A 24,227-nucleotide genomic window follows, 5' to 3' on the forward strand; every position below is an offset into this window, starting at 1 on the left:
AAAATCATCTCATGTCCTTATCGTTACTTTTTCGTTCATGTCTATTTGTTAACTTATTATAGTTATCAACTTTTTAAAAAGCAAGCCTATTTTTCTTCACAATTTTTAAGAATATGAATAATTATATTTTAAAATAACAAATCATCTAATACAGATTTATTCTCTTGCACATATATTCATCACATACAAATTAACAATATTCATAGTTAAAGTCTCACTCTAAAACGTTTAGAGTTTCATACTTCAACACTATATTTAAAAAATAATTTTTAATACAATCTTTCCCTATAACTTTCTTCTAAAGAACGTGCAACTTCCTCTTCTGAAGCATTCACTTTCGCATGCTCCATTAACATTTTCGGTGCTGAAGGTAGCTCTGTTTTATTTAACCATGACTCTGGATCCCACATTTTTGAACGAATAAAAGCTTTTGCACAATGAATATAGCATTCTTCTATTTCAACAACAATTCCAAGTAACGGATTGCGTCCATTCGCCTGCATTTCTTTCAAAATTTCTTCATCGTTCGTAATATATGCTTTACCGTTTATTCGGAGTGTTTCCCCAAGACCCGGAATAAAAAAGATTAACCCTACGTGCGAATTTGAAATTATATTTAAAATAGAGTCTATACGACGATTACCCGGTCTTTCTGGGATGATAATTTTATTTTCATTTAATACATATACAAATCCAGGTGCGTCTCCCCTCGGCGAAGCATCACACTCTCCGAATTTATTTGCAGTAGATAATACTAGAAAAGGCGATTTAGACAGGAAATCTACACAATGGTGATCAAGTGATGAAATAACTTTTTTCAAAGCCCGTTCACTTGGTTGCCCCAATATTTGTCGTAATTCTTCCTCAGTTGAAATTATTGATTTTATTTCCTTATTCTCTATCTTCACTAATAATCACTCCTTTTTCTTTATTTTCCCAAAATTCAATACAAATATTGTATAATAAAATTTGCAGAAAGGGGAATTAAAATGACAGAGTGGTTAACAATATTTGATCCTGAAGGAAATACACTTGGAAAGAAATTACGTGATGACGTGCATCGTGACGGTGATTGGCACGAAACATTTCATTGCTGGTTTATAGAAAAAGATGCTGAGGATATGTTCTTATATTTCCAATTACGCTCTAATAATAAAAAAGAAGCTCCGGGTATATGGGATATTACATCCGCCGGACATATTATGCATGATGAAGATGTACTAATTGGCGGTCTACGTGAAATTGAGGAAGAACTGGGTCTTTCCTTCCAAACGAATGATTTAACATACAAAGGAATCTATAAAATAGATTATGAAATTTCAAGCCTTACTGATCGTGAGTTTTGTCATATGTATTTCCACAATGTAATAAAACCACTTCCATTTGCACCAGGTGAAGAAGTAGACGATGCGATGAAAGTACATGCGACTTCTTTTCTACAACTATTAAGAAGAGAGATTTTATCTTTAACGACTAATTCTGTTTTAAACAATAATCCGATAACGATAACATTTGAAGATATTTATCCTTATGATCTTGAATACTATGAATTTGTTATAGTGCAAGGACAAGAATCGCTAAACAAAAATAGTTTATAAAAAAATAGGACTCCCAGCTTACTTTATTCGGGAGTCTTATTTTTTATTGCTCAAGTATCTTTAATTTTTTCTCTACTCGTATAAATAATCGTATAATTAACAACAGCATAACAATCATAATCGCTATCATTGTATGTGGATATCTAAACAGTATACTAATAACACTTCCAATTAACATCATAATGAATCCATTTTGTTTCATCACTTCTGCACTATACTTGTTACCTGCATCCCATAATTCCTTATTTTTCATAGACCGTTTCGTACGGTAACCATATGCTGCGTTAATATCCGTCGGTGGATTTTTTTGAAGAATAAGTGCCGCAAGTATAAATATAATACCAATCAATATGCTCATTCCTATGTTTACTAGTGCATCCATCAATTATATCCCCCCTAACTTACACCTTCATTATACTATACAACTCTTAAAACCCCAATTATTAACATTTTCATTTTCTCTCTTTAGATGTCTGGAACATACTTGGAAGTGTTACAAAACGTGCCCCTTTCGTTTTTAACTGCGGAATGATTTTGTCTAGTGCATCGACAGATCCTTGCAAATGTCCACCTGGAGTCGAATGTTGAAGTATGACACTTCCTGGAAATGAATTCCCTAGCACATTATTTGTAATCGTATCAGCACTTACCCCTTTCCAATCAACTGTATCAACACTCCACTGTACAATCATAAAATTTTGCTCTGTCGCCCACTTCAATTGATTTTCAAGTATTTCACCGTATGGTGGACGTATAAACTTCGGTGCATAACCAGCTAAATGATTTAATATTTCTTCCGTTTTTATAATTTGATTACGGTATTCAGCCTCATTTACTTTCGCTAAATTCGGATGATTATACGTATGGTTACCAATTACATGCCCTTCATTCGCGATACGCTTTACTACATTCGGAAACTTTTCTGCATTTTCACCAAGTAAGAAAAAAGTAGCTTTTACATTATATTGTTTTAACTTATCTAAAATTTTTGGCGTAAATACTAAATCTGGTCCATCATCAAATGTAAGAGCTACTTCCGCTTTATTGTATGGTCCTGAAAATGCATACGCATATTTTTCAACCCATGAAAAAGGTGTCCATGACCCCCGATTCTCTTCCTTCACTTTGACTTGATCATTTTGCGGAACATTTAATACATACGGCACTGCGTCTATATAGTTTCCATAATAAAATGAATGATATGGCATATAAGCATACGAAACATTTCGTTCTAGTCCCCAATGAAATGGAACGAACATTTCTGGTGCGTAAAAATAATACATGATAAAAACCTCCCTAAAATTTCATATGTGATTCATCTGTACTTTGTTAGAGAAATTCTTATTCATGAACAAAAATAAGACTGTCCGTAATTAGGACAGTCTTACTGCTTTATACAATTAATAAAGTGAAACTTTAATCAGTGGGGTTTTTACTGCCCGTTTATGCGGGATAAATCGATGTACTATCTTTCGGCAAAACTTTCACATGTTTTAAATAGCTTGTCACTTTGTCATCATCATCTTGCGGGTATTGATATCCATATGTGTTAGCAATTTCGTTCGCAACTTCCCTAAATAAATCACCCATTACAAAGAATGACTCCCATATATTTTCATATTCTGCATTTGAAAATGTCTTTCTAAATTGCTCCCACGTATCTTTTTCAACATATTGCTCGAAATGCTTACCAAACTTTCCGGTATTCACTGTAAAATTTGTTTTCATACCAATATGCCATTCTAGCATTACGATTAACATATCACGCATTGGGCCTTCAAGCATTCCTTTCGCATAAGAAAGTTCCTCGCGCCACAATCCTTTTCCTGCATTTGTACTGCACCACCAAAATTCATTACAGCAATCCAAAAACTCTTTTTCTGTAGGATTTTTTATAACGTAATCTTTATCACTTGCTGGCGGAAATTCTCCAATACATTTGTCTTTATCCAGTAGTAATTTACTTAAACTATCCTGTCCAATAAATTTATTTATTAAATCAACTGGAACTAGCATTAAATCAATTCGATTCCCATCCATGAACTGCATTAAATACGGAAATTTCCCGTCTTTATCAGCTGGAAGTAACGACATTTCTTCCGGCATTTGCACAATCATTATTTCTCCAAATCTATTAATCCAACTATGATTACACGTAAAAGATTGTATATCTTTTACAACATAAATAATATCATAGTCTTGAAAACAATCTTTTTTCACATTTGGATTCACACGTGACCCATTCATGATGACAGCTCGAATTCTTTCATCCTCTTTTGCTGTATTTATAATTAAGTCTAACATTTCTTTTTCAGTTCTCATCTTCTTATAGCCTCCAATTTTTTAATATATAATATAAAGCTATGTAAATTGGAGGTCCACGAGCTAAATTCGTTGTACAAGATACACGTTATAATTTTTGAAACTTCTTTTTCATCCCTTTTTCCTCCTTACATTACTCTGTTACGACTGCCATTACAAACCCATCGTACCCTTTACTTCCTACAGTTTGAAGCGCAGTAGCACTTACACGTGGCTCAGTAGCTATTAATTCATAGAATCGGCGTATCCCTTGCACACGAGGGTCGCTGCTAGTATTGTCAATAACTTCTCCTTCACGTACTACATTATCCCCAATAATTACAGTACCCGGTCGTGATAGTTTCAGTGCCCATTCAAAATAAGCAGGGTTATTTTGTTTATCAGCATCTATGAAAATAAAATCAAATGGTTCATACTTCTCATTTTCTATTTGTCTTAAAGAATCTAACGCTAATCCTAATCGTATTTCAATTTTATCATTCAAATTGGCACGCTCAATATTGCTACGTGCAATTTCAGCATGCTTTTCACTTGCTTCTAATGTAACAACTCGGCCTCCCGATGGCAATGCTCTTGCAAGCCATATAGTGCTATATCCGCCTAGAGTGCCAATCTCTAAAATGTTACGCGCTCCTTGAATTTGTACTAATAGTTGTAAAAACTTCCCTTGAGTTGGCGATACATCATGTGCCGGCAAATTAGCTGAAGCATTTGCTTGAAGAACTTCTTCTAATGTAGAGTCTTTCGGTATTAATACATCACTCATATATTGATCAACAGCCGTCCATTTCTCAATCGTACTCATGGAAATACCATCCCCTTCAAGTTTTTCATGCTTTTCTACCATTCACTTCCCATTATACCGACAATTCTGCTTTACATACAAAAAAATAAAAAAGGGACACCCATTCCATTACAGAATAGATGTCCCTTCTTTGTTTATAAATTTACCCCTTACGGATTAGTAGACCAAAGTCCTGCTGATTTAATAAATGTACGTTTATTTAATTTCAGCTGCGCTACGATAAACTCTGCAATATCTTCCGCTTGCATTACTTTATCAGGATTTCCATCAGTTAATCCTAAGTCTACAGCCATGTCAGTTGCTACTGTACTTGGTGTTAAAGCTGTTACACGGATATTATGTTTACGAACTTCCATCGCTAACGATTCTGTTAAACCAAGAACACCAAATTTAGAAGCACTATATGCACTTGTTACAGGTGCACCTTTTTGTCCTGCTGTAGATGAAATATTAATAATATCACCAGATTGTTGTTCAATCATACTTGGTAAAGCTGCACGAGTTGCATAGTATACACCCATTAAGTTTACTTGAATGATTTTTTCCCAATCAGCAACGTCTAATTCTAAAAACTTACCGAATTTAGAAATACCAGCGTTATTAATTAAAATATCGATAGATCCTAAACCGTTTTTTAATGTTTCAATTGCAGTAGTTACCTCTTCATATGAAGATACGTCAGCAGTCGCAATAACAGCTTTTACGCCTTCTGCTTCTACTTCTTTCGCAACTGCTTTTAAGTTTTCTTCTGAACGAGCTAAAAGACCAACATTTACGCCTTCTTTCGCTAATGCGATCGCTACAGCGCGACCAATCCCTCTACCTGCTCCTGTAATTAAAGCATTTTTTCCTTGTAATAATTCTGCCAAGTGTAACACTCCTTAATCTTCTCAGTTGTTTATTATATTAAAAGTGTATCTATGTTTATGTAAAAAGGCAATGATGCACTTTTATGTGCGTAGGTTACTTATAGGTAACTATAGTAATGGTAAATGCATTTTTAAAGAAAAATAGTGTTAGAAGGCCTCCTTCTAACACTATTTTTCTTCATGATTTGGAATACACACAATAAATTCTGTACCATTTCCTTCTACACTCTCAACTTTTATTTTTCCTTGATGAAGGTCGAGTACTTTTTTTACAATTGCTAGACCTAATCCACTTCCTCCATAAGCACGGTTTCGTGAAGAATCCGCTTTATAAAAACGTTCAAAAATATGTTGTTTCTGTTCTTCGGATATACCAATTCCCGTATCATGAATACTTACTTCCAGGAATTCCTTATGTTCTTTTAAATGAATTGTAATCGTGCCACCATTTGGTGTGAATTTAATACTGTTATGAATTAAATTAATCCATACTTGGCTCATACTTTCTTTGTCTGCAGTAACACACACTTTATCCATATCAAGATCTAGCTCAAGTCCTTTTTCATCCCAAAGAGGCTCACTATTTAACACAATTTGTTTCAACTGTTGATCTAATCGATAAGTAGCTCTTTCTGGTGAATACTCCTCTGACTCTAAAAGTGTTAGCTTCAATAAATTTTGACTCAATTTAGATAATCGCGTTGTTTCAGTTTCAATAATAGTAAGATAATGTTTTCTTTTTTCAACTGGTAGATTATCATCTTGTAGCGCTCGAGCAAATCCCTTAATAGATGTTAATGGCGACTGTATTTCATGAGAAACATTCGATACAAATTCTTGTCTCATTTTCTCCATTGCATTAAGTTCATCCGTCATATCGTTAATACTTTTTACAAGCACACCAATTTCGCCATCATACTTTTCTTCATTCCGTATTTTTACAGAGAAGTCCCCTTTTGCAATTTTTTGTATCGGTTCAATGATCGTCCAAATCATCGCCTCTCGCTTCGGTCTCATTAAAATTCCGATTAATATCCAAATAAGAACGATAAAAACAAAGCCGACCATATCACTAATTAGAAAAGTAATAAAAGGCGATACGTTTATTTCAAAAGCTTTCATTACACTAGACGATACAAAAAAGGCTATTGACCAAATTATAGTAAGAAAAGTAAAGAGCGCTACTATCGCCCCCATTACTTTTAACATCTTCATCTTACTCATTCTTTCTCTTTTTCTCATTTACTTACCTCTAAGCGATACCCTAAGCCCCTTATCGTCCTTATGCTAAACTTCGATAACTCTTCTTGAAACTTTTCACGCAACCGATTAATATGAACGTCTAGCGTGCGTTCATTCCCTTCAAAATCATATCCCCATACGTCTTCTATTAATTGCTCTCTTGAACAAGTTCTCCCCGCTTTAGATCCTAATGTAAAGAGCAACTCAAATTCTTTTAGCGGCAGCGTCACCGTTTGTTCTCCAACGTTAACTTCAAATGTTTTACGATTTAACAGTACATTCCCAACTTGAATAGATTGCGATACTGTAATTTGGTAACGTTTCAATAATGCCTTCACTCTCACAACTAATTCTAAAGGATCAAATGGTTTTACAAGATAATCATCTGTTCCGAGGTGAAATCCTTTTACTTTTTGAGATGTTTCACCTTTAGCAGTCAGCATAAGAATTGGGATATCATAGTATTTTCTTAATTCATAACATAAATCAAACCCATCCATATTTGGCATCATAATATCAATAATCGCCATTTCGACTTTCACTTCTTCTATTTTTCGAAGAGCATCTAATCCATCAACGGCCTCATATGTTTGAAAACCTTCTCGTTCCAAAAATACAGAAACAAGTTCTCTAATGTGCGGATCATCATCTACAATTAAAATTTTGGGTATCAAGGAATCATATCCTTTCTGCTTAACATACTTTTTAGCACTCTAAAATCAACAATCAGTGAAGTGCCCCTTCACTGATTGTTTTCATTCTATAATGCTCCTTCTTTAATTTTCAATTGTTGCATTGCAAATTCACGGTACATGTCATGTGTCCGTAATAACTCATCATGTGAGCCACTTCCTGTAAGATTCCCTTTTTCAATAAAGATAATTTTATCTGCATCTACAACAGTAGAAAGTCTATGCGCAATAACTAAAGTTGTTCTACCTTTCATTAAGTTATTTAACGCCTTCTGAACAACCGATTCCGATTTACTATCAAGACTTGACGTCGCTTCATCTAACATAAGGATTTGCGGGTTTCGTAGTAACGCTCGAGCAATCGCAATTCGTTGTCTTTGCCCTCCAGAAAGCTTCACACCACGCTCTCCAACTTCTGTTGCGTATCCACTTGGTAAATCATGAATAAACGCATCAACATACGCCATCGCTGCTACTTTTTCAATTTCTTCATCCGTCACTTCACCCTCAACACCGTAGCAAATATTATCACGAATCGTTCCATCAATTAACGGACTATCTTGTGAAACGTAACCAATTTGACGTCGCCATGATTGTAATGAATATGCTGTAATTGGTTCTTTCCCTAATTTTATGAAACCACTAGTTGGCTCATAAAAACGTTCTAACAGCGAGAATAAAGTTGTTTTTCCACTACCACTTGGTCCTACAATCGCTGTTACTTTTCCAGATTCAATCGTAAAGTCGATATTTTTCAACACTTTCTCTTCTTCGTTATACTCAAAATGTACATTTTCAATAACGATCGACTGCTTCGCATTTGTAACATTCATACCTGTCTCATGATCTTCTACTTCATATTCTAAAATCGTATTAATTCTTTCGGTTGCACCAATTGCTTTTTGGAACTGAGTAAAGAACATTGATAACTGACTCATTGGCATAATAATTTGAACCAAATACAAAATAAATGCTACAAGTTCACCTGTTGTTAATGCACCACTAGAAACTCGCATTCCACCATACCCTACGATAATAACAAGCAATGCCATTAAAACAAACGACATAACAGGTGAAATTAATGCTTGCACTTTTCCTTCTTTCAAACCAAATTGCAATAATTTTTGGATACCTGTATTACCTGTTTCATATTCTTTTTTTTCCGTATTTGAAGATTTTACTAAACGAATTTCTGATAGTACTTGTGTTAATACACTAGTAAAAGAAGCCGTTTCATCTTGAAGTGCTTTTGAAATCTTATACATTTTCCGTCCAAGTGGAACTAAAATTAGTACCGATAATGGAATAACCGTTAAAAGTAAAATTGTCATTTTCCAGTCTAAAACAAATAATACAATTAATGACCCAATAATTGAGATACCGCCTGTTAATAAGTTTGACAAATGCTCAGAAATTAATGTTTTAACAACACCTGTATCATTTGTCATACGACTAATTGTATCTCCCGTTCTGTTTTGATCATAATAAGACACTGGTAAAATAAGTACCTTTTTCCACAATCGTTCCCTAAGTCCAGCCACAATTTTTTGTCCAATATAATTCAGTAAATAAATAGACAATCCCGCAGCAATTGTTTGAATAATAAAGAATGCAATTAATCCAACAATTTGTCCCGTACTAATTGAAGAAAGTGAAAAATTATCAACTAAACCTTTTGTCAGCATTGGAATAAACAAACTCGCTCCAGTAGAAAGTAAGCTCATTATTAATGCAAAAATAAGAATGCCTTTCGGTGGATTTGTATCTTGAATGAGACGTAAAAACTGCCTCCAATTCCCTTTTTTCTTTTCTGTATTCCTAACTTCCATTGTCGTTCATCTCCTCGTTATAAACAAAACTATTCTTTCTAAAACTAGAATACGCTATAAATGTAAACTGAATGTAAACACACTTTTTTCTAATTTTACAAAATATACATATAAACTCATCTTTACAACAAGTATAAATATCTGATATTATTACCTGGTACTTATTATTATTCTATGTAAATTATAGACTACGCATAGAAAATATATAACTAATTTTATCAATTAGCTAATTTAAAACACTATATAAATCTCCAGCATTGAAAGGAGTATCCTTTTTGCAAACAAATAAACATTCCGAAAAGGAAACAATCATTTTTATTCATGGATTAGTTGGAAATCGCCGCGCCTTCAAAAAAGAGCATAAACGATTTTCTGCCTCCTACAACATTATAACTTATGATTTATTAGGTCACGGCGACGATAAAGGAGAAGCTATCGACTTTTCAATCCAGCGCCTCGTAGATCAATTATTGAACTTGTATGAAAAAGAGGGAATTAAAAAGGCTCATATTTGTGCTCTAAGCTATGGCTGTTATATCTCTACGACATTTGCACAAATGCATCCAGAAAAAGTATTGAGTATTTGTCATATTGGTGGACATTATAATAACCCTTCCCGTTTATATAATGTTTTTCAGAAATTTTGGGAAAAACGTGGTGATGAATATTCATCTTGGCTTTCTCAGTATGCTAGTACTATTTTTCCAAGTGGAATACTAAGGGCAAATCCGTTCGCTGTTATTTCACGAAATATTTATTACCGTTTCGGATTACAATTACACTCGTCCATTATTGCTGAGTCATTACGACACCGCTTAGAATTCGACTTAAAATCTAAATTAAAAGCACTTCCCCATCCTATATTATGGGTGATGGGAGAACATGATCATCTCTATAAATCTTGTCTCTTTGATTTGAAGTCCATTCTTCCGAACGTTTTATATAAAGAAATTCCATTAGCAGGTCATGCAGCAAACTTATTCCGTCCAAACTATTTTCATGATTTATATGCTAAGTTTTTGCATGGAAAATTGACATAAAGTGAAACTTTAATCAGCGGGGATTTGTCCATCCCCCGCTGATTATTATCCCGCAAATAGCAGGATAAATACTACTATACTGTTAGTTTATCCAACTATGAAAAAGGCTTCCCAAGTTTCCCTGGAAAGCCTTTTCTCTATACGAAAAGTATATAAAATACTTTTTCTTAGTATGCTTTTGTGTAACCTAATAGGTGCTTACTCCAGTAAGAGTTGCTTACAGAGCTAATGCGTACACCAGTTGCGTCAGTTTCTGCACTGATGAACTGTCCATTACCTAAGTAAACGCCCATGTGAGAAGGACCTGATTTATAAGTATTTTGGAAGTATACTAAATCACCTGGTTGTGGACTGTTAGTCTTTGTTTTAGAGCTCCAGTATCCAGCAACTGTTTGACGAGCGCCTTTATGACCAGTTTGATTTAATACGTAGTGAATGAATCCACTGCAGTCAAAACCAGCAGGTGTTGTACCAGCAGTTCTGTATGGTGAACCATTTAAAGATCTAGCGAATCCAGCGATTGAAGATGTATCTCCACCTGTTGGTGCTGTTGGTTTTTGTACTTGGTTCGTACCTTGGTTACCACCAGTAACTACATTGTTCACTCCGCCTTTTACAAACTTAACAAAGTCTGCACTTACGTAACCAGTGCGGCCATTATGGTTAATTTTATACCAACCATTTTCAGCGCCAGTAACGTTTAATACTGTACCGTTTGTTACCCCACCAATTACAGGGTTATATGTAGCTGGACCTGTACGTACTTTTAAAGCACCTGTGTTAACAACATATGATCCACCAGTTTGAACTGTAGTAGTATTGTTGTTGTTTGTAGTTGGTTGCTGAGTTTCGTTAGATACAGCTGAACCACCTTTTGTTACGAAGTCTTTACTTACGTATCCAGTTCCACCATTGAAGTTAATTTTAAACCAATCTTGAACTTCACCTACAACTTGAACTGTTTTTCCTTTATTTACAGAACCTAAAACAGTATGAGATGCACTTGGGCCTGTACGTACGTTTAATGAAGAAACGTTTACTGTGTAAGTACCTGTTCCTTGCTGAACAGTAGTAGTAGTTCCTTTATTGCCACCAGTTGTTACGAAGTCCCCACTTACATAACCTGTTTGACCATTTACACTAACTTTGAACCAACCGTTTTCTTGTCCAATTACTTGAAGTACTTGACCTGATTTCACTTTAGAAATAACGTTATGTCCTGTACCAGCACCTGAACGTACATTTAATACATCAGCTGTTACTGTGTATTTTAATTCAGAAGTTGTTTCTACCGTTTTTGTTTCAGTTACAGTCGTTTGAGTTTGTCCATTAATTTCTTTTAGCGCATCATTTGAAACTTGTGCATGAGCAGAATCCATTCCAGGAACTGCTACACCTACTACAGATGCTGCTGCTAAACCTGCGATTACTTTTTTCATAAGTTGTCTTTACTTCCTTTCCCTACTATCCTCTTGAGAAAACTATAAACTTAGTACTTTACAATATTATCAAAGTAAAATATTCATCCAGTTCCATTTTTTAGCAAGAGTTTTATTTTTCACACATCGTTTATTTTAAACGATTGAAGTGAATTTAGTGTGAACTTCATGTGAACTTTATCATTAAACAGTGTGTTTTTGCAATGCTTTTTTCAAATTTCTTATGTATTTCATTGAAAATTCGACATTCCATTCATTATCTTAATATATATTTTTCTTTTGCTATCCACTTTAAAAGACTCTATTAATCTAATACAATGCAAAGAATGTATTTTCTAGTAAAGTCCCTTTCATGAAGCATACTCTTATCATGACAAAAAATGCTTTTTTTATCACTAGTATAATATTTTCAGAAAACTTTTTTTGATATTATCCATCGTTTTTAAAAGGTTTGACGATTTGTAAGATTTAACTCCAAAAATCCTGTTCTAATTTGACGAAAATGCACATTCCACTATCTATTTTTCACTATCCATGGAATTTTCAGGATATTTATATTATCATATATAAAGTAGGATTTTAATCCATATAAATTTTATTCACCCCACACTGAAACCAATCTAACTTTTACAGGTCGGTCATTGAATTTTGATATGGAAGCCTTACTGCCCGCAAATAGTGAGATAAAAAAAGGAGATATATTTATGAAAAACATAATAGATGATCCTATAAATAAAAATATAGAACTGTACTATGCTTTTTTTCAATTCGTTTCAATTATAACATTACAAAAAGTATCAACTATTGAAACACGTAAAAACAAATTAAAAAATCAGATGAAAAATTCCTACAAAAAAAATCCTTACTACTTATAAAAGGTGAACAGATTATATCTCTGTTCACCTTTTATTTTTTATTTTATTTGTAAATTTTCACACGAGTTTCTAATGGCTGATATTCTTTATCTCCTGCCGAAACTACCGGTTTACCAAATGGCATTTGCGCAGTTAACTTCCAGTTTTCAGGTACATCCCATTCTTTTTTTACTTCCTCATCAATCAACGGATTATAATGCTGTAGTGTAGCACCAAAACCTTCAATCTCTAATGCTGTCCAAATGGCAAATTGCAACATTCCAGAAGATTGCTGAGACCATGTAGGAAAATTATCTTTATATAGTGCAAAGTTCTCTTGCAAACTTTCTACTACTTTACTATCTTCGAAATACAAAACTGTTCCATAGCCACTTTTAAATGCATTCATTTTCTCTTCAGTAGGTGCAAAATTATTTTCAGGCACAATTTTTCGTAACGTTTCTTTCGTAACATTCCATAATTTGTCGTGTTGTTCACCTAGTAATACAACAACTCTTGCACTTTGAGAATTAAAAGCCGAAGGTGTATGTTTCACAGCATGATAAATCACTTCTTGAATTCTTTCATCAGAAACTACTTGCTCTTTACTAATCGCGTAAATAGATCTTCTGTCTTCAATTGCTGAGTAAAAATCTTTTGCCATTACAATTCCCTCCAATTTTCATTTGAGGCAGTATCATATGTACGAAGCATATAATGCCTCTCGAACTTATTATTAATAAGTTCTTAACTTAATAATATCAACAAACAAAAACAAACTCAAATGATATCACTTGAGTTTTCACTTCCTATACGTCAAAGAATAAAAAAACAGTTTATTGTCACCAAAATCAAGGTTCAATAAACTGTCTGTCTTATTTTTATAACAATCTAAATTACTTCTTTCTTCACCTAATTAAGCAATTGAAATGCATAGGACATTAATTTATTTGTTTCTGTAAAACGTTTTGTTTTACTTTTTGTCCCCATAACAACTGTAATAATGCGATTATCACCTTGTTTTGCAGTACCTGTAAAACAATACCCTGCGCTATCTGTAAATCCTGTTTTTAAGCCGTCTATTCCTTCTATATATAAAGCTTTATTATTTTTGTTTAACATCTCATTTGTGCTTGTAACATTAATATTATTAAATGCTAACTGACTTTGACGTAAGTGAGTCACTTCTAATATCTCTGGATAGTCTTTTATAAGATGATACGCTAATTTTGCTACGTCAGCTGCTGTCATTTTCGTTTCACTTCCGTCGGGCTCCTGTAATCCGGAAGCATTCGCGAATTTAGCTTTATCTGACATTTCTAACTGCTTTGCTTTTTCATTCATAAGTTGAACAAAGTTTTTTTCTGTCTTAGCTACATGTTCCGCTAAAGCGACAGCCGAATTATTAGCCGATTCAATCATTAACGCATGATATAAGTCCTTAACAGTTAATGTATCATTTGCTTGCATAGGGATTTTTGCACCCTCTGTTTGTGCCGACTTTGCACTTATTTTCACTGGATCTTCCCAGTGGACTTTCCCATTATGTATACTCTCTAAAACGAGATATGCTGTCATCATTTTTGACATACTAGCAGGGGCAACAGCTTCATTTTCATTATTTTGATAAATAACTTCTCCATTACTCGCATCGATAATAATAGCTGCTTTTGCATCAATTTCTGGTGGTATATATTTTGGTGGAACTACTTTTTCAGATAGCCCTGTTTTAGGTAGCTCTGCCACTTGTAAAGGCTGAGTATCTACATTTGTTTCACTCTTTTGAACTCCTTGGAAAAAGAACCAACATATACCCAGAATTACTACTAACAGGATTGTTAATCTTCCCCATTTTAACCGCTTCATTCTAAAACTCCTTTAACAAACCTTTTATACACTCATGTTTAACCATAACAACAATTACTTTATATCGTCAAGGTAAAAAGCATATTTATTCATCTATAACAATTATAATTTCAACCTCGTTCTCTTTTTCATATGTGTTACACTAAAAACAACGAAATATAAGAATATTCAATTACATTTAAACACAAAAACACTATATAATAGAAAGGATTTATACAAATGATACTTCCAAAAGCATTAAAATATGGCGATACCATTGGCATCTACTCTCCCTCTTCACCAGTAACCTATACTTCTCCAAAGAGATTTGAGCGCGCAAAATTATACTTAGAACAGAAAGGATTTCATATATTAGAAGGTTCACTAACAGGTCAATATGATTATTATCGTTCCGGGAGCATTAAAGAGCGTGCTGAGGAATTAAATGACTTGATTAGAAACCCTAACGTCTCTTGTATCATGTCGACAATTGGGGGACTGAATTCAAATTCATTATTACCTTATATTGATTATAAGACTTTTCAAAAGAATCCTAAAATAATGATTGGCTATTCAGACACAACAGCATTATTACTAGGAATTTATGCAAAAACAGGAATTCCTACATTTTATGGTCCAGCACTTGTTCCTTCTTTTGGTGAATTTGAGCCTTTCGTAGATTGCACGTACAAATATTTTGCGGATACTTTATTAACTGATCAACACCTTCCTTACAACATAAACCAGCCGTTATTTTGGTCAGATGAATTTATTAATTGGGAAGAAAAAACGAAAGAAAAAGATCTTCGACCGAACAATTGGATTTCAGTAATTGGTGGGAAAGCTACTGGACGTATTATTGGTGGGAATTTAAATACTATACAAGGTATTTGGGGTAGCCCCTATATGCCACTTATTCAAGATGGTGACATTCTCTTTATTGAAGATAGCTCAAAAGATGCAGCTACTATCGAAAGAAGTTTTTCATTACTTAAAATTAACGGCGTTTTTGATAAAGTTTCAGGTATCATCCTTGGAAAACATGAGCAATTTGATGATTGTGGTACAAATAGAAAACCTTACGAAATATTATTAGAAGTATTACAAAATCAAAAACTTCCTTTTCTAGCCGATTTTGATTGTTGTCATACTCATCCAATGATTACTTTGCCAATAGGTATTCAAGTAGAGATGGATGCAACAAATAAAACGATACAAATTATAGAGCGATGGAGAGACTAACGACACTTATTCCACTATCTTGTAATGCTTAAAAATACAATTACATTTTTAATAGAAGGAAGTGGATATCACTCATAACAAATAGTGCCTAATGTCTTCTGTTGTTTTACAATAGAAGACATGTTACTATATATTTTGGAATGTGAAATGATAAGCAACAATCTATGATATGTACTGAAAAAACAATTTCAATGTACATTATGTAATAAGAAACTATTGATTACATACATTCATTTCAAATGTATGTATTTATATGTAAAAGAGAGTGAATATATGAAACCAACTATTAAAAACTATGTATTTCTACATGTAGCCTTCTTGATATATTCTATCATTATGGTTTACATGAAATGGGCAGCTCAATTCCCTGTTGCATCAATCTCATTTTTTATTGCTTTCTTCGGACTTGTTGTACTTTTATTCGGATATGCAATTCTATGGCAACAAGTCATTAAGAATTTTGAAATTTCTAGAGCATATTCACACCGTGGGATTATCATACTATGGTCCATGCTTTGGTCAGTATTCCTATTTGGAGATACGATACAGTGGAATCACATACTTGGCGCAGCTATTATTATCGTCGGAATTGTGGTGGTGACAAAAGATGAATAGTTATATGTTATTATTTATTTTTGGGATAATTTTAGCCAATTACTCACAAATATTATTAAAAAAGGCTACTTTACAACAATACGATTCTAGAATAAAAGAATATGTGAATCCTTATGTTATCATCGGCTACTTTTTATTTGTAATTAATGCCGGATTAAATGTGATCGCCTTAAAGGGCTTGGCATTAAAGCAAGCATCTGCATTAGAATCATTAAGTTATATCATCATTTTAATTTTCAGTTGGTACTTCCTAGGGGAGAAAATCACGAAACGAAAAATCATTGGTAACATTATTATTGTCATTGGTGTAATCATCTATTGTATACAATAACAAAAAGATCCGTTTATGATAAACGGATCTTTTTGTTATTGCCCTAAATTTTGAACCTTATCTTTCAAATCACGAACTTGTTCTATCGTCTGCATAAGCTCAGAGTTTTTAAACTGCTCTACATTCATTTTCCCTTCCTCTATCTTTGTCATAGATGTATCAATTAATGTATTTAACTTTTCATTATACCCGACGATTTGCTGGTGAAGATCCTTCGCTACATCTGGTGGTGTTAATTCATTAAAAGCTGGTATATCTTGTTTAATTTCAGTAAGTTTCGTTTCTAGTTCTTTCCGGGCTTCCCCATCATTAACGGCCTTTTCTGCTAATGCTGGCGCTTCATTTGCAAATGCACTTATTTCATTTACATAGTCTGTCGCTTTTTGAGCGTAATCTATGGAGTTCTTCCCTTCCTCTACTAGCGAACATCCCATCAAACCAATTGAAACTACAATTGAAAGTAACATTGTTTTTGTAAACTTCATTTTTACCTCCTAAATAATTTCCATACTTTTATTCATTTATAAACACTTTATTTTCTTCTTATACACTTTATCACATCATATCTTATTTTTTTAATCTTCCTCTTATACATTCTAGAAAAATCATTATTATCCTGTTCAACATGTACCTCGAAACTATCTTCATTTAAATATAAAAACAGACATACTTATTTTAAGTACGTCTGTTTTCCAGATACTTATAACTCTCACTAATTAAAGTTTCTCTTTATCCTCTCACATGCCCTATTACTGTTATAATATCTATGTCTATATGTACACTAATAATATCTTCTATAATGTCCGTATATCCTTGACCTAAAGGTGTTCCGTAATGTAATAAAATTTCTTTTTTTTCATAAACTGACTTCGGTACTGTAAAAATAAATTTCCTCATATTCCGCTCATCAGCAGGCTCCAGTATTAAAACAATGCCATCCTCTTCAAACATATAATCACGCCTTCCAACAATCCATTCACTATGGCTCAAGTATTGCCTTGAAAGGATAGGTTTTAAACACCCTTTCTAACAATATATAACCCTTTCATGATCAAATAGCTTATACGGCTTATATGATTTCACCACAAATACAAAAAAACTCAAACCTTGAACTACCAAGAATTTGTGTTTTTTTGCATCTCATTCTTATATACCTTTATCAAGCTCATATAACCTACGATATTTCTCATTTTCTTTCAGTAGCTGTTCGTGACTACCTTGCATAGCGATTTGGCCACTATCAAGGAAAATAATTTCATCTACATGTTCAATTCCTACAAGATGATGTGTAATCCAAATAACAGTCTTTTCTTCTGTTGCAGAAAACATTGTTTCTATTAAGGCTAATTCCGTTTTAGGGTCTAAACCGATAGTTGGTTCATCAAGCACAATAATCGATGCTTCTTGCATAAGAGTTCTTGCAAATGCTACCCTTTGCCTTTCTCCGCCAGAAAACCTCTTTCCCATTTCATGCATTTTTGTTTGTAATCCATCAGGAAGAGAAGCAATGTGCGGTGCTAGCTGTGCTTTCTCTAAAGCTCTCCATATCTCTTCATCATTAGCCTCTGGTTTACCGATCCGCACATTATTTCCAATTGTCGTATCGAATAAATGTGGTTTTTGGTTTAATACAGAAATATATTTTGACAAAAAACCCGTACGAGCTTGTTCACCATTCAATATAACTTGCCCACTCACCGGACGTAGCGCCCCAGTTAACAGTTTTAGTAAAGTAGATTTTCCTGTTCCACTTCTACCTAAAATAGCAATTTTCTTTCCTGCCTTTATTTGCAATGATACATCTTTTAATACAGGTTGATTACTATCCGGATAATTATACGACACATTACTCAGTTCAATATCTATATGTTTTTGTGCAACGTAATCTTTATCTCCAGGTAACTCATTTCCATCTTGCAAAATGCTATCACTTTCTACGCTTTTAAGCCTATGAGCAGATTCTACATAAGATGGAATTCGATCAATAGCATCTGATATAGGGATAAGCGCATTTGTCACAGATAATGTCATTAATACGAACGCTGCAATAACTGTAGGTGCAATCTGTTCACTTGCTGCTTGATTTCCAGTCCACATAATCATTGAAATAACTACAATGCCGACTATTAAATGAATGATACTGTCTCGAATATGGTACCAGCGTTTCACTCTCTTTTCTGTCTTTAACAACTGGACATTTTGCGCTACATACTCATTAATAAATTCATCTTTTCTACCACTCGCCTGCCAATCAGATAACCCAAATACAGCATCTGTCAATTGTTGATACAAACGATTTCTTCCTCGCTTCAAAGCAACATGATGTCGTTTCATCAAAAGTAGTGATACGAATGGGAGAAGAAAAACAATAACAGCTAACATACAAGCTGCGATAAGTGCAAATACTAAGTCAAATGCACCGATAACAATTACGAAAATGCTATATACAACTAACGCTAATATACTAGGGAATATTGTACGTAAATATAGATTCTGTAAATGTTCTATATCATCAGACAATACACCTAGTACATCACCAGTTTGAAATCGAGAGCGTAAAAATAACGCCTGTGGTTCTACAATTCTATATAGTTTTGTTCTCATTTTTTCTAAAATTCGTAGAACGACGTCATGCCCTACTAAACGCTCTAAATAATGAAAGACAGCTTGCCCTATACTAAACGCACGCGTTGCAACTATAGGAACATATACAGCCATTACATTTTCTGGTCTGAGAGCAGATTTAGAAATTAAATAACCTGAAATGAAAAGTAGCATCGCACCTGAACTAACTCCAAGAAGCCCGAGGAAAATAGTCAACGTCATTCTACCTTTATTTTGCTGTATATAAGGTTTAATCCAATTACTCATCGCTCTCCCCTCTCTTCCCTATGAAAATGTAATGTCTCATTCTTTAAAAGTTCTTCATATGTTCCACTTTCTTTAATTTCCCCTTTATTTAAAATAAGAATATGATCCATTTGCTTCATCCAATGCAGACGATGCGTTGCAAGAAATACTAACTTGCCTTCAAACAGACGTAACATCGATTGCTTTATTTCAAATTCAGTTTCAATATCAAGATGTGCTGTAGGTTCATCTAATAAAATGATTGGCTTTTTACTTAAAAGTGCACGTGCCATAGCGACACGTTGTTCTTGTCCGCCACTAAGCATACGTCCACCTTCTCCAATTCTTTCGTACATCCCATGTGGTAATGATGCAACGAGCGAACGAAGACCAACTTCATTAATAACTCTCTCAACTTCTTCATCAATTGTATTCGTTTCATAGAAACAAATATTATCTTTTAATGAAAGCGGAAAAATATAAGGTTGCTGCGGAATATAAGCAATATTTTTTTGCCAATCTTCTCGAGTAGATTCACCAATTTCCACACCATTTACTAACATCTTCCCACCCGAAGGCGGTAGAAATCCTGCTAACACATCGATTAGCGTTGATTTTCCTGCCCCACTTTCACCAATAATGCCTATAGCACCGTTACCTTGCCAAGTAAAATCAATTCCCTCTAATATAGCCTTTTCAGATTCATCATTATTTACTTTTACATCTTGTAATTTCAAACTACTAGAAGAATTCCATACTATATCTACATTTGAATCTTTCTTTTCTATTTCTTTTTGTTTCTGTAAAATTTCTTCTATTTGCTCCATTGCAAGTTGTCCATCTAATGTAGCATGATAATTCGCTCCAACTTGCTTAATCGGCAGAAAATATTCCGGCGCTAAAATTAAAATCGTAAGAGCTGGTAACAGTATAATTGTCCCATCTATTAACCGTATCCCTAATCCAACTGCTACAAATGCAATTGATAAACTCGTAAAGAAATCTAATGCAAAAGAAGAAAGAAAAGCAACTCGCAAAGTACGCATCGTTGCTTTTCTATATCGTTTACTTACTTTTTCAATCTTTCCTTCGTGCTGTTTACTTTTCCCTAAATACTTTAATGTTTCTAATCCTTTTAACGTATCTACAAAATGATTAGAAAGTACACGATATGTCTCATATTGGCTATCCGCCATTTTCTGCGCTGCTAATCCTAGAAGAATCATAAATATGATCACAATTGGAATCGTTACAACTAAAATGATTCCAGACTCAATGTCCAGTGTTAAAACATATAGAACAATTAGCCCCGGTACGATACTACTTCTAATCATTTTAGGAATTGTTAATTCAATATATGTTTTAAATTTCTCAATACCTTCTATCGATAAAGTAACCAGATGACCAGTCCCATTCGTTTGGACAAATCTCGGCCCTAACGTAAAATATGCTTCTATTAACTGTTTACGTAATGCAAATCCTGTTTTTTCAGCGAAACGCTCAACCAATATTTGCGATGTTCGCACTAACATTTGGCGTGCTGCAAACGTGATCCCAAAATAAACAGTTTCATTTAGCACAGCTTGCACTGTTTCTCCATGAAATAAAAATGTGATTGCTCGTGCTAAAAATACTGTCTGCGCAATGATACTACACGCCTCTAAAATGCTAATAAGACTTAAAGTTACATATAAAACTCGGCTACCAGGATACGACGGAAGTCCTCTTTTTCTTTTCATTAGTACTCCAAATCTTTGTCTGACTTAACAGGTTGTCTAAATACATAGAAACTCCATATTTGACTACCGATAACAAACGGTAAAATAGCAAGAGAAAAATAGCTCATCAATTTTAATGCATAAGGTCCTGATGCCGCATTATAAATTGTCAAATCATTTACCGCTCCTAATGAGCTAATCATGACACGCGGGAACATACCGATGAACACACTTGCACTTAACAAAATGATTGTTAAACTCGTCATAAAGAAAGCCCAACCATCTCTTCTTCTTTTATTTAATAAAGTAGAAACAAATAGCGCTACAAAAGCTCCAATTGGAACCATTAGCCACTCTGAACCATGTACGGTGAAAATATCTGTTTTCCATAACCCTACAGCTGCAAAAACAAGAAGTGTTATTAATGCAAAAGGTGCAATCTTTGTCGCGGCAATACGTGCGCGTTCTCGTAATTTTCCTGTTGTACGTATAGTAAGGAATTGCAAACCATGAACAATACATAGAAGAAGAAACATAACTCCCCCAAGTAACGCAAATGGGTGAAGTAATTTCATAAATCCGCCTACCATATTTTTACTTCCATCAATTGGTACACCTGTCATAAAGTTTGCGATTGCAACTCCCCAAAGTATGGGAGGTAGCAAACTTCCAATAAACATGCCCCAATCCCAGAAACTCTTCCATTTATGATTTTCTATTTTCGCACGAAATTTAAAGGAAACACCTCTTATAATTAATGCTAGAAGCATAAACACAAATGGAATATAGAACCCACTAAATAAAGTTGCATACCAGTGCGGGAATGCCGCAAACATAGCGCCACCAGCACAAACAAGCCATACTTCATTTGCGTGCCAAAACGGCCCAATTGTATTTAAATATATACGTTTTTCCAAATCGTTTTTCCCTAAAAACCTTGAAACGATTCCTACACCAAAATCGAAACCTTCAAGTACAAAGAAGCCAACGAATAAGGTTGAGATAATTAGAAACCACAACTCATTAAGAGATAACATACTCTTCCTCCTTATCAAATGGATCATGGCTTTGATAATCCTTTTTCGTTTTCTTATTCGCATGTCCTTTAATAATACGAACGAATAAGTAAACAGTAATTCCTCCAACAATTAAATATAGTGATGTGAATGAAACAAGAGAGAATAATACTTCTCCAAATGAAACGTTTGGAGATACAGCATCTTCTGTTTTCATAACACCGAAGACAACCCAAGGCTGACGTCCCATTTCAGTCATAATCCAACCTACTGTATTACCGATAAACGGTAGTGCAATTGCATATACCATTATTTTTAAATACCAAGGGTTTTCAGTTAAGCGATCTTTTCTTGATAAGAACCAGCCGTACATTCCTAAAAGAAGCATGAATGTTCCACTCATTACCATCGCTCTAAAACTCCAGAACATAGTATGTACTGGCGGAATATAATCTCCAGGTCCATATTTTTCTTCATATTGTTTTTGAATTTGATTCATCCCTTCAACTTGACCGCTAAATTTATCGTATGACAATAGACTTAGCATATAAGGGATTTGAATTTCAAACGAATTTTCTTTCTTCTCTGTATCAATTTTTGCAAATACTGTAAATGGAGCTGGATCCTCACTCGTATTCCATAATGCTTCAGCTGCTGCCATTTTCATCGGATGTGTCTTAATTAAATTTTGTGCTTGTGCATGACCGAAAAATAATACCAATGCAGTTGTAATTGTTCCAACAACGATAGAAACTCGGAACGATTTTTTAAACACCGCAGTTTCTTGACCTTTTGATATTTTCCATGCACTTACACCTGCAATAAAGAATGCACCAGTTGCAATTGCCGCTGTAATTGTATGCGGGAATTGCACCCATAATTGTGGATTTTGAATAATCGCCCAAAAATCATTCATTTGCGCACGTCCATCTGCTGCCATTTCATATCCTACTGGGGCATGCATAAATGCACTTGCAGTTAAAATCCAAAATGCTGATAACATTGTTCCTATTGAGAGGAGCCAAATACATAAAAGGTGAACTCGCTTCGGAAGTTTATCCTCACCGAATACCCATAAACCTAGGAATGTAGACTCAATGAAAAATGCTAATAAACCTTCAATTGCAAGTGATGGTCCGAAAACATCACCAACAAAACGTGAATACGTTGACCAGTTCATACCAAACTGAAATTCTTGTAAAATACCTGTTACAACACCTACCGCGAAGTTAACAAGGAATATTTGTGTCCAAAACTTTGTCATCTTCTTATAAATTTCTTGTCCCTTTACCACATACAACGTTTGCATTAACGCAATGATAAAAGCTAAACCTATAGACAGCGGAACGAAAAAGTAATGAAAAATCGTTGTTGATGCAAATTGTATTCGTGCCAATTCGAGCGTTTCCATGCTAAAGTCACTTCCTTCATATTTTTTTATATCGTAATATCGATTGAATTGTATGAATTCACTTCATAACGAACAATTCAATCATTTGGAAATACAAAAAGATAAATTCGTTTATGTACTTTCTGAAAATATAGATTGTCAGTTTTTTAGATAATTACAAAAGAACTTTCTTCATACGATTTACCTTTTCACTATTTCAGTAGTGTTTTATTCGTTAATCGAATTGTATAATATACTTACATAATAAATTCAGGTGATTTTTGACGTATTATTGACAGGATTTTGTCTGAAATATGTCTTTTGTAATTTTTTTGAATTAGATTTCTCACATTTTAAAAACGTACTTTTCAAACATACAACACACTCTTATATCAATTGTTATTATGTTTTTCTCTTCATACGCTTGACTTTCCCTTTGAAAAATGTCCTCGAACCAAACCTAAAAACACGTTAGATTTTTGTCAAGAGAAAAATGTATTTCCAAAATTCAAATCAACAATATTGTTATT

General features: G+C 34.0%; 24 protein-coding genes and 1 other annotated feature (1 of these 25 running past the window's edge). Of the genes, 6 read left to right on the forward strand and 18 right to left on the reverse strand.

Annotated features, from left to right (window positions below; translation table 11 throughout):
• Nucleotides 1-33, reverse strand: a binding site (T-box leader); it reaches 199 nt to the left of the window's first position.
• A 236-nt stretch (nt 34-269) separates the two neighbouring features.
• On the reverse strand, nt 270-908 hold the full coding sequence (locus tag B5P42_RS16160; protein WP_002012360.1) for a pyridoxamine 5'-phosphate oxidase family protein: 639 nt from the start codon (nt 906-908) through the stop codon (nt 270-272).
• Nucleotides 909-989: 81 nt separating this feature from the next.
• Between B5P42_RS16160 and B5P42_RS16165 the strand changes: the two genes are divergently transcribed.
• Entirely contained in the window at nt 990-1,598 is a 609-nt protein-coding gene (locus B5P42_RS16165; RefSeq protein ID WP_113734653.1) for an NUDIX hydrolase, read from the forward strand.
• A 43-nt stretch (nt 1,599-1,641) separates the two neighbouring features.
• Here the strand turns inward: B5P42_RS16165 and B5P42_RS16170 are convergent, their stop codons facing one another.
• The 8 genes from B5P42_RS16170 to B5P42_RS16205 all read right to left on the reverse strand — a co-directional run bounded on the left by B5P42_RS16170 (nt 1,642) and on the right by B5P42_RS16205 (nt 9,357).
• The gene (locus B5P42_RS16170; protein WP_002012358.1) at nt 1,642-1,980 is read right to left on the reverse strand and encodes an SdpI family protein; all 339 of its coding nucleotides are present in this window, start codon (nt 1,978-1,980) and stop codon (nt 1,642-1,644) included.
• Between the two features lie 70 nt (nt 1,981-2,050).
• The gene (locus tag B5P42_RS16175) at nt 2,051-2,881 is read right to left on the reverse strand and encodes a peptidoglycan-N-acetylglucosamine deacetylase (protein ID WP_002031366.1); all 831 of its coding nucleotides are present in this window, start codon (nt 2,879-2,881) and stop codon (nt 2,051-2,053) included.
• A gap of 160 nt (nt 2,882-3,041) precedes the next feature.
• The gene (locus B5P42_RS16180; RefSeq protein WP_060752142.1) at nt 3,042-3,920 is read right to left on the reverse strand and encodes an aminoglycoside 6-adenylyltransferase; all 879 of its coding nucleotides are present in this window, start codon (nt 3,918-3,920) and stop codon (nt 3,042-3,044) included.
• Nucleotides 3,921-4,053: 133 nt separating this feature from the next.
• Nucleotides 4,054-4,725, reverse strand: coding sequence for an O-methyltransferase (locus tag B5P42_RS16185; RefSeq protein WP_060752147.1), 672 nt, complete (start codon nt 4,723-4,725; stop codon nt 4,054-4,056).
• 149 nt (nt 4,726-4,874) lie between these two features.
• Complete coding sequence (locus B5P42_RS16190; RefSeq protein WP_000818985.1) at nt 4,875-5,594, reverse strand: 3-ketoacyl-ACP reductase; 720 nt, start codon at nt 5,592-5,594, stop codon at nt 4,875-4,877.
• Between the two features lie 168 nt (nt 5,595-5,762).
• On the reverse strand, nt 5,763-6,836 hold the full coding sequence (gene hitS, locus B5P42_RS16195) for an envelope stress sensor histidine kinase HitS (protein WP_060752143.1): 1,074 nt from the start codon (nt 6,834-6,836) through the stop codon (nt 5,763-5,765).
• Nucleotides 6,833-7,510, reverse strand: a complete 678-nt coding sequence (gene hitR / locus B5P42_RS16200; protein WP_002031358.1) for an envelope stress response regulator transcription factor HitR — start codon at nt 7,508-7,510, stop codon at nt 6,833-6,835. The genes hitS and hitR overlap by 4 nt, the downstream gene beginning before the upstream one ends.
• Before the next feature lie 86 nt (nt 7,511-7,596).
• A complete protein-coding gene (locus B5P42_RS16205; RefSeq protein WP_002189288.1) occupies nt 7,597-9,357 on the reverse strand; it encodes an ABC transporter ATP-binding protein in 1,761 nt (586 codons plus the stop codon).
• A gap of 275 nt (nt 9,358-9,632) precedes the next feature.
• On the opposite strand from B5P42_RS16205, the gene B5P42_RS16210 reads away from it, so the two are divergent.
• Nucleotides 9,633-10,397, forward strand: a complete 765-nt coding sequence (locus B5P42_RS16210; protein WP_002086164.1) for an alpha/beta fold hydrolase — start codon at nt 9,633-9,635, stop codon at nt 10,395-10,397.
• Nucleotides 10,398-10,564: 167 nt separating this feature from the next.
• Here the strand turns inward: B5P42_RS16210 and entFM are convergent, their stop codons facing one another.
• A complete protein-coding gene (gene entFM, locus B5P42_RS16215) occupies nt 10,565-11,836 on the reverse strand; it encodes an enterotoxin EntFM (protein WP_113734654.1) in 1,272 nt (423 codons plus the stop codon).
• Between the two features lie 704 nt (nt 11,837-12,540).
• Between entFM and B5P42_RS16220 the strand changes: the two genes are divergently transcribed.
• Complete coding sequence (locus B5P42_RS16220) at nt 12,541-12,711, forward strand: hypothetical protein (protein ID WP_002086168.1); 171 nt, start codon at nt 12,541-12,543, stop codon at nt 12,709-12,711.
• A gap of 43 nt (nt 12,712-12,754) precedes the next feature.
• Here B5P42_RS16220 and B5P42_RS16225 read toward each other — a convergent pair whose 3' ends face one another.
• The gene (locus B5P42_RS16225; RefSeq protein WP_002141347.1) at nt 12,755-13,354 is read right to left on the reverse strand and encodes a nitroreductase family protein; all 600 of its coding nucleotides are present in this window, start codon (nt 13,352-13,354) and stop codon (nt 12,755-12,757) included.
• Between the two features lie 248 nt (nt 13,355-13,602).
• On the reverse strand, nt 13,603-14,556 hold the full coding sequence (locus tag B5P42_RS16230; protein ID WP_088032571.1) for a D-alanyl-D-alanine carboxypeptidase family protein: 954 nt from the start codon (nt 14,554-14,556) through the stop codon (nt 13,603-13,605).
• Between the two features lie 219 nt (nt 14,557-14,775).
• Between B5P42_RS16230 and B5P42_RS16235 the strand changes: the two genes are divergently transcribed.
• The 3 genes from B5P42_RS16235 (at nt 14,776) to B5P42_RS16245 (ending at nt 16,723) form a co-directional block, all read left to right on the forward strand.
• Nucleotides 14,776-15,777, forward strand: coding sequence for a S66 family peptidase (locus tag B5P42_RS16235; RefSeq protein WP_113734655.1), 1,002 nt, complete (start codon nt 14,776-14,778; stop codon nt 15,775-15,777).
• 273 nt (nt 15,778-16,050) lie between these two features.
• Nucleotides 16,051-16,392, forward strand: a complete 342-nt coding sequence (locus B5P42_RS16240; RefSeq protein WP_113734656.1) for an EamA family transporter — start codon at nt 16,051-16,053, stop codon at nt 16,390-16,392.
• Entirely contained in the window at nt 16,385-16,723 is a 339-nt protein-coding gene (locus tag B5P42_RS16245) for an EamA family transporter (protein ID WP_002168608.1), read from the forward strand. The genes B5P42_RS16240 and B5P42_RS16245 overlap by 8 nt, the downstream gene beginning before the upstream one ends.
• 35 nt (nt 16,724-16,758) lie before the next feature.
• Here B5P42_RS16245 and B5P42_RS16250 read toward each other — a convergent pair whose 3' ends face one another.
• The 6 genes from B5P42_RS16250 to cydA form a co-directional block, all read right to left on the reverse strand.
• Nucleotides 16,759-17,208 carry a DUF6376 family protein gene (locus B5P42_RS16250; RefSeq protein ID WP_002012340.1) on the reverse strand — a complete coding sequence of 150 codons (450 nt, stop codon included), beginning with the start codon at nt 17,206-17,208 and terminating at the stop codon, nt 16,759-16,761.
• Nucleotides 17,209-17,452: 244 nt separating this feature from the next.
• Nucleotides 17,453-17,674 carry a hypothetical protein gene (locus B5P42_RS16255; RefSeq protein ID WP_002031341.1) on the reverse strand — a complete coding sequence of 74 codons (222 nt, stop codon included), beginning with the start codon at nt 17,672-17,674 and terminating at the stop codon, nt 17,453-17,455.
• Nucleotides 17,675-17,869: 195 nt separating this feature from the next.
• Nucleotides 17,870-19,594, reverse strand: coding sequence for a thiol reductant ABC exporter subunit CydC (gene cydC / locus B5P42_RS16260; protein WP_113734657.1), 1,725 nt, complete (start codon nt 19,592-19,594; stop codon nt 17,870-17,872).
• Entirely contained in the window at nt 19,591-21,312 is a 1,722-nt protein-coding gene (gene cydD / locus B5P42_RS16265; protein WP_113734658.1) for a thiol reductant ABC exporter subunit CydD, read from the reverse strand. Before cydD ends, cydC begins: the two co-directional genes overlap by 4 nt.
• Nucleotides 21,312-22,328, reverse strand: coding sequence for a cytochrome d ubiquinol oxidase subunit II (cydB, locus tag B5P42_RS16270; protein ID WP_113734659.1), 1,017 nt, complete (start codon nt 22,326-22,328; stop codon nt 21,312-21,314). Before cydB ends, cydD begins: the two co-directional genes overlap by 1 nt.
• Nucleotides 22,315-23,718 carry a cytochrome ubiquinol oxidase subunit I gene (gene cydA / locus B5P42_RS16275; RefSeq protein ID WP_002012335.1) on the reverse strand — a complete coding sequence of 468 codons (1,404 nt, stop codon included), beginning with the start codon at nt 23,716-23,718 and terminating at the stop codon, nt 22,315-22,317. Before cydA ends, cydB begins: the two co-directional genes overlap by 14 nt.
• Between the last annotated feature and the right edge of the window lie 509 nt (nt 23,719-24,227).

The sequence above is a fragment of the Bacillus sp. SRB_331 genome, from assembly GCF_003264175.1.
Taxonomy (GTDB): Bacteria; Bacillota; Bacilli; order Bacillales; family Bacillaceae_G; genus Bacillus_A; species Bacillus_A mycoides.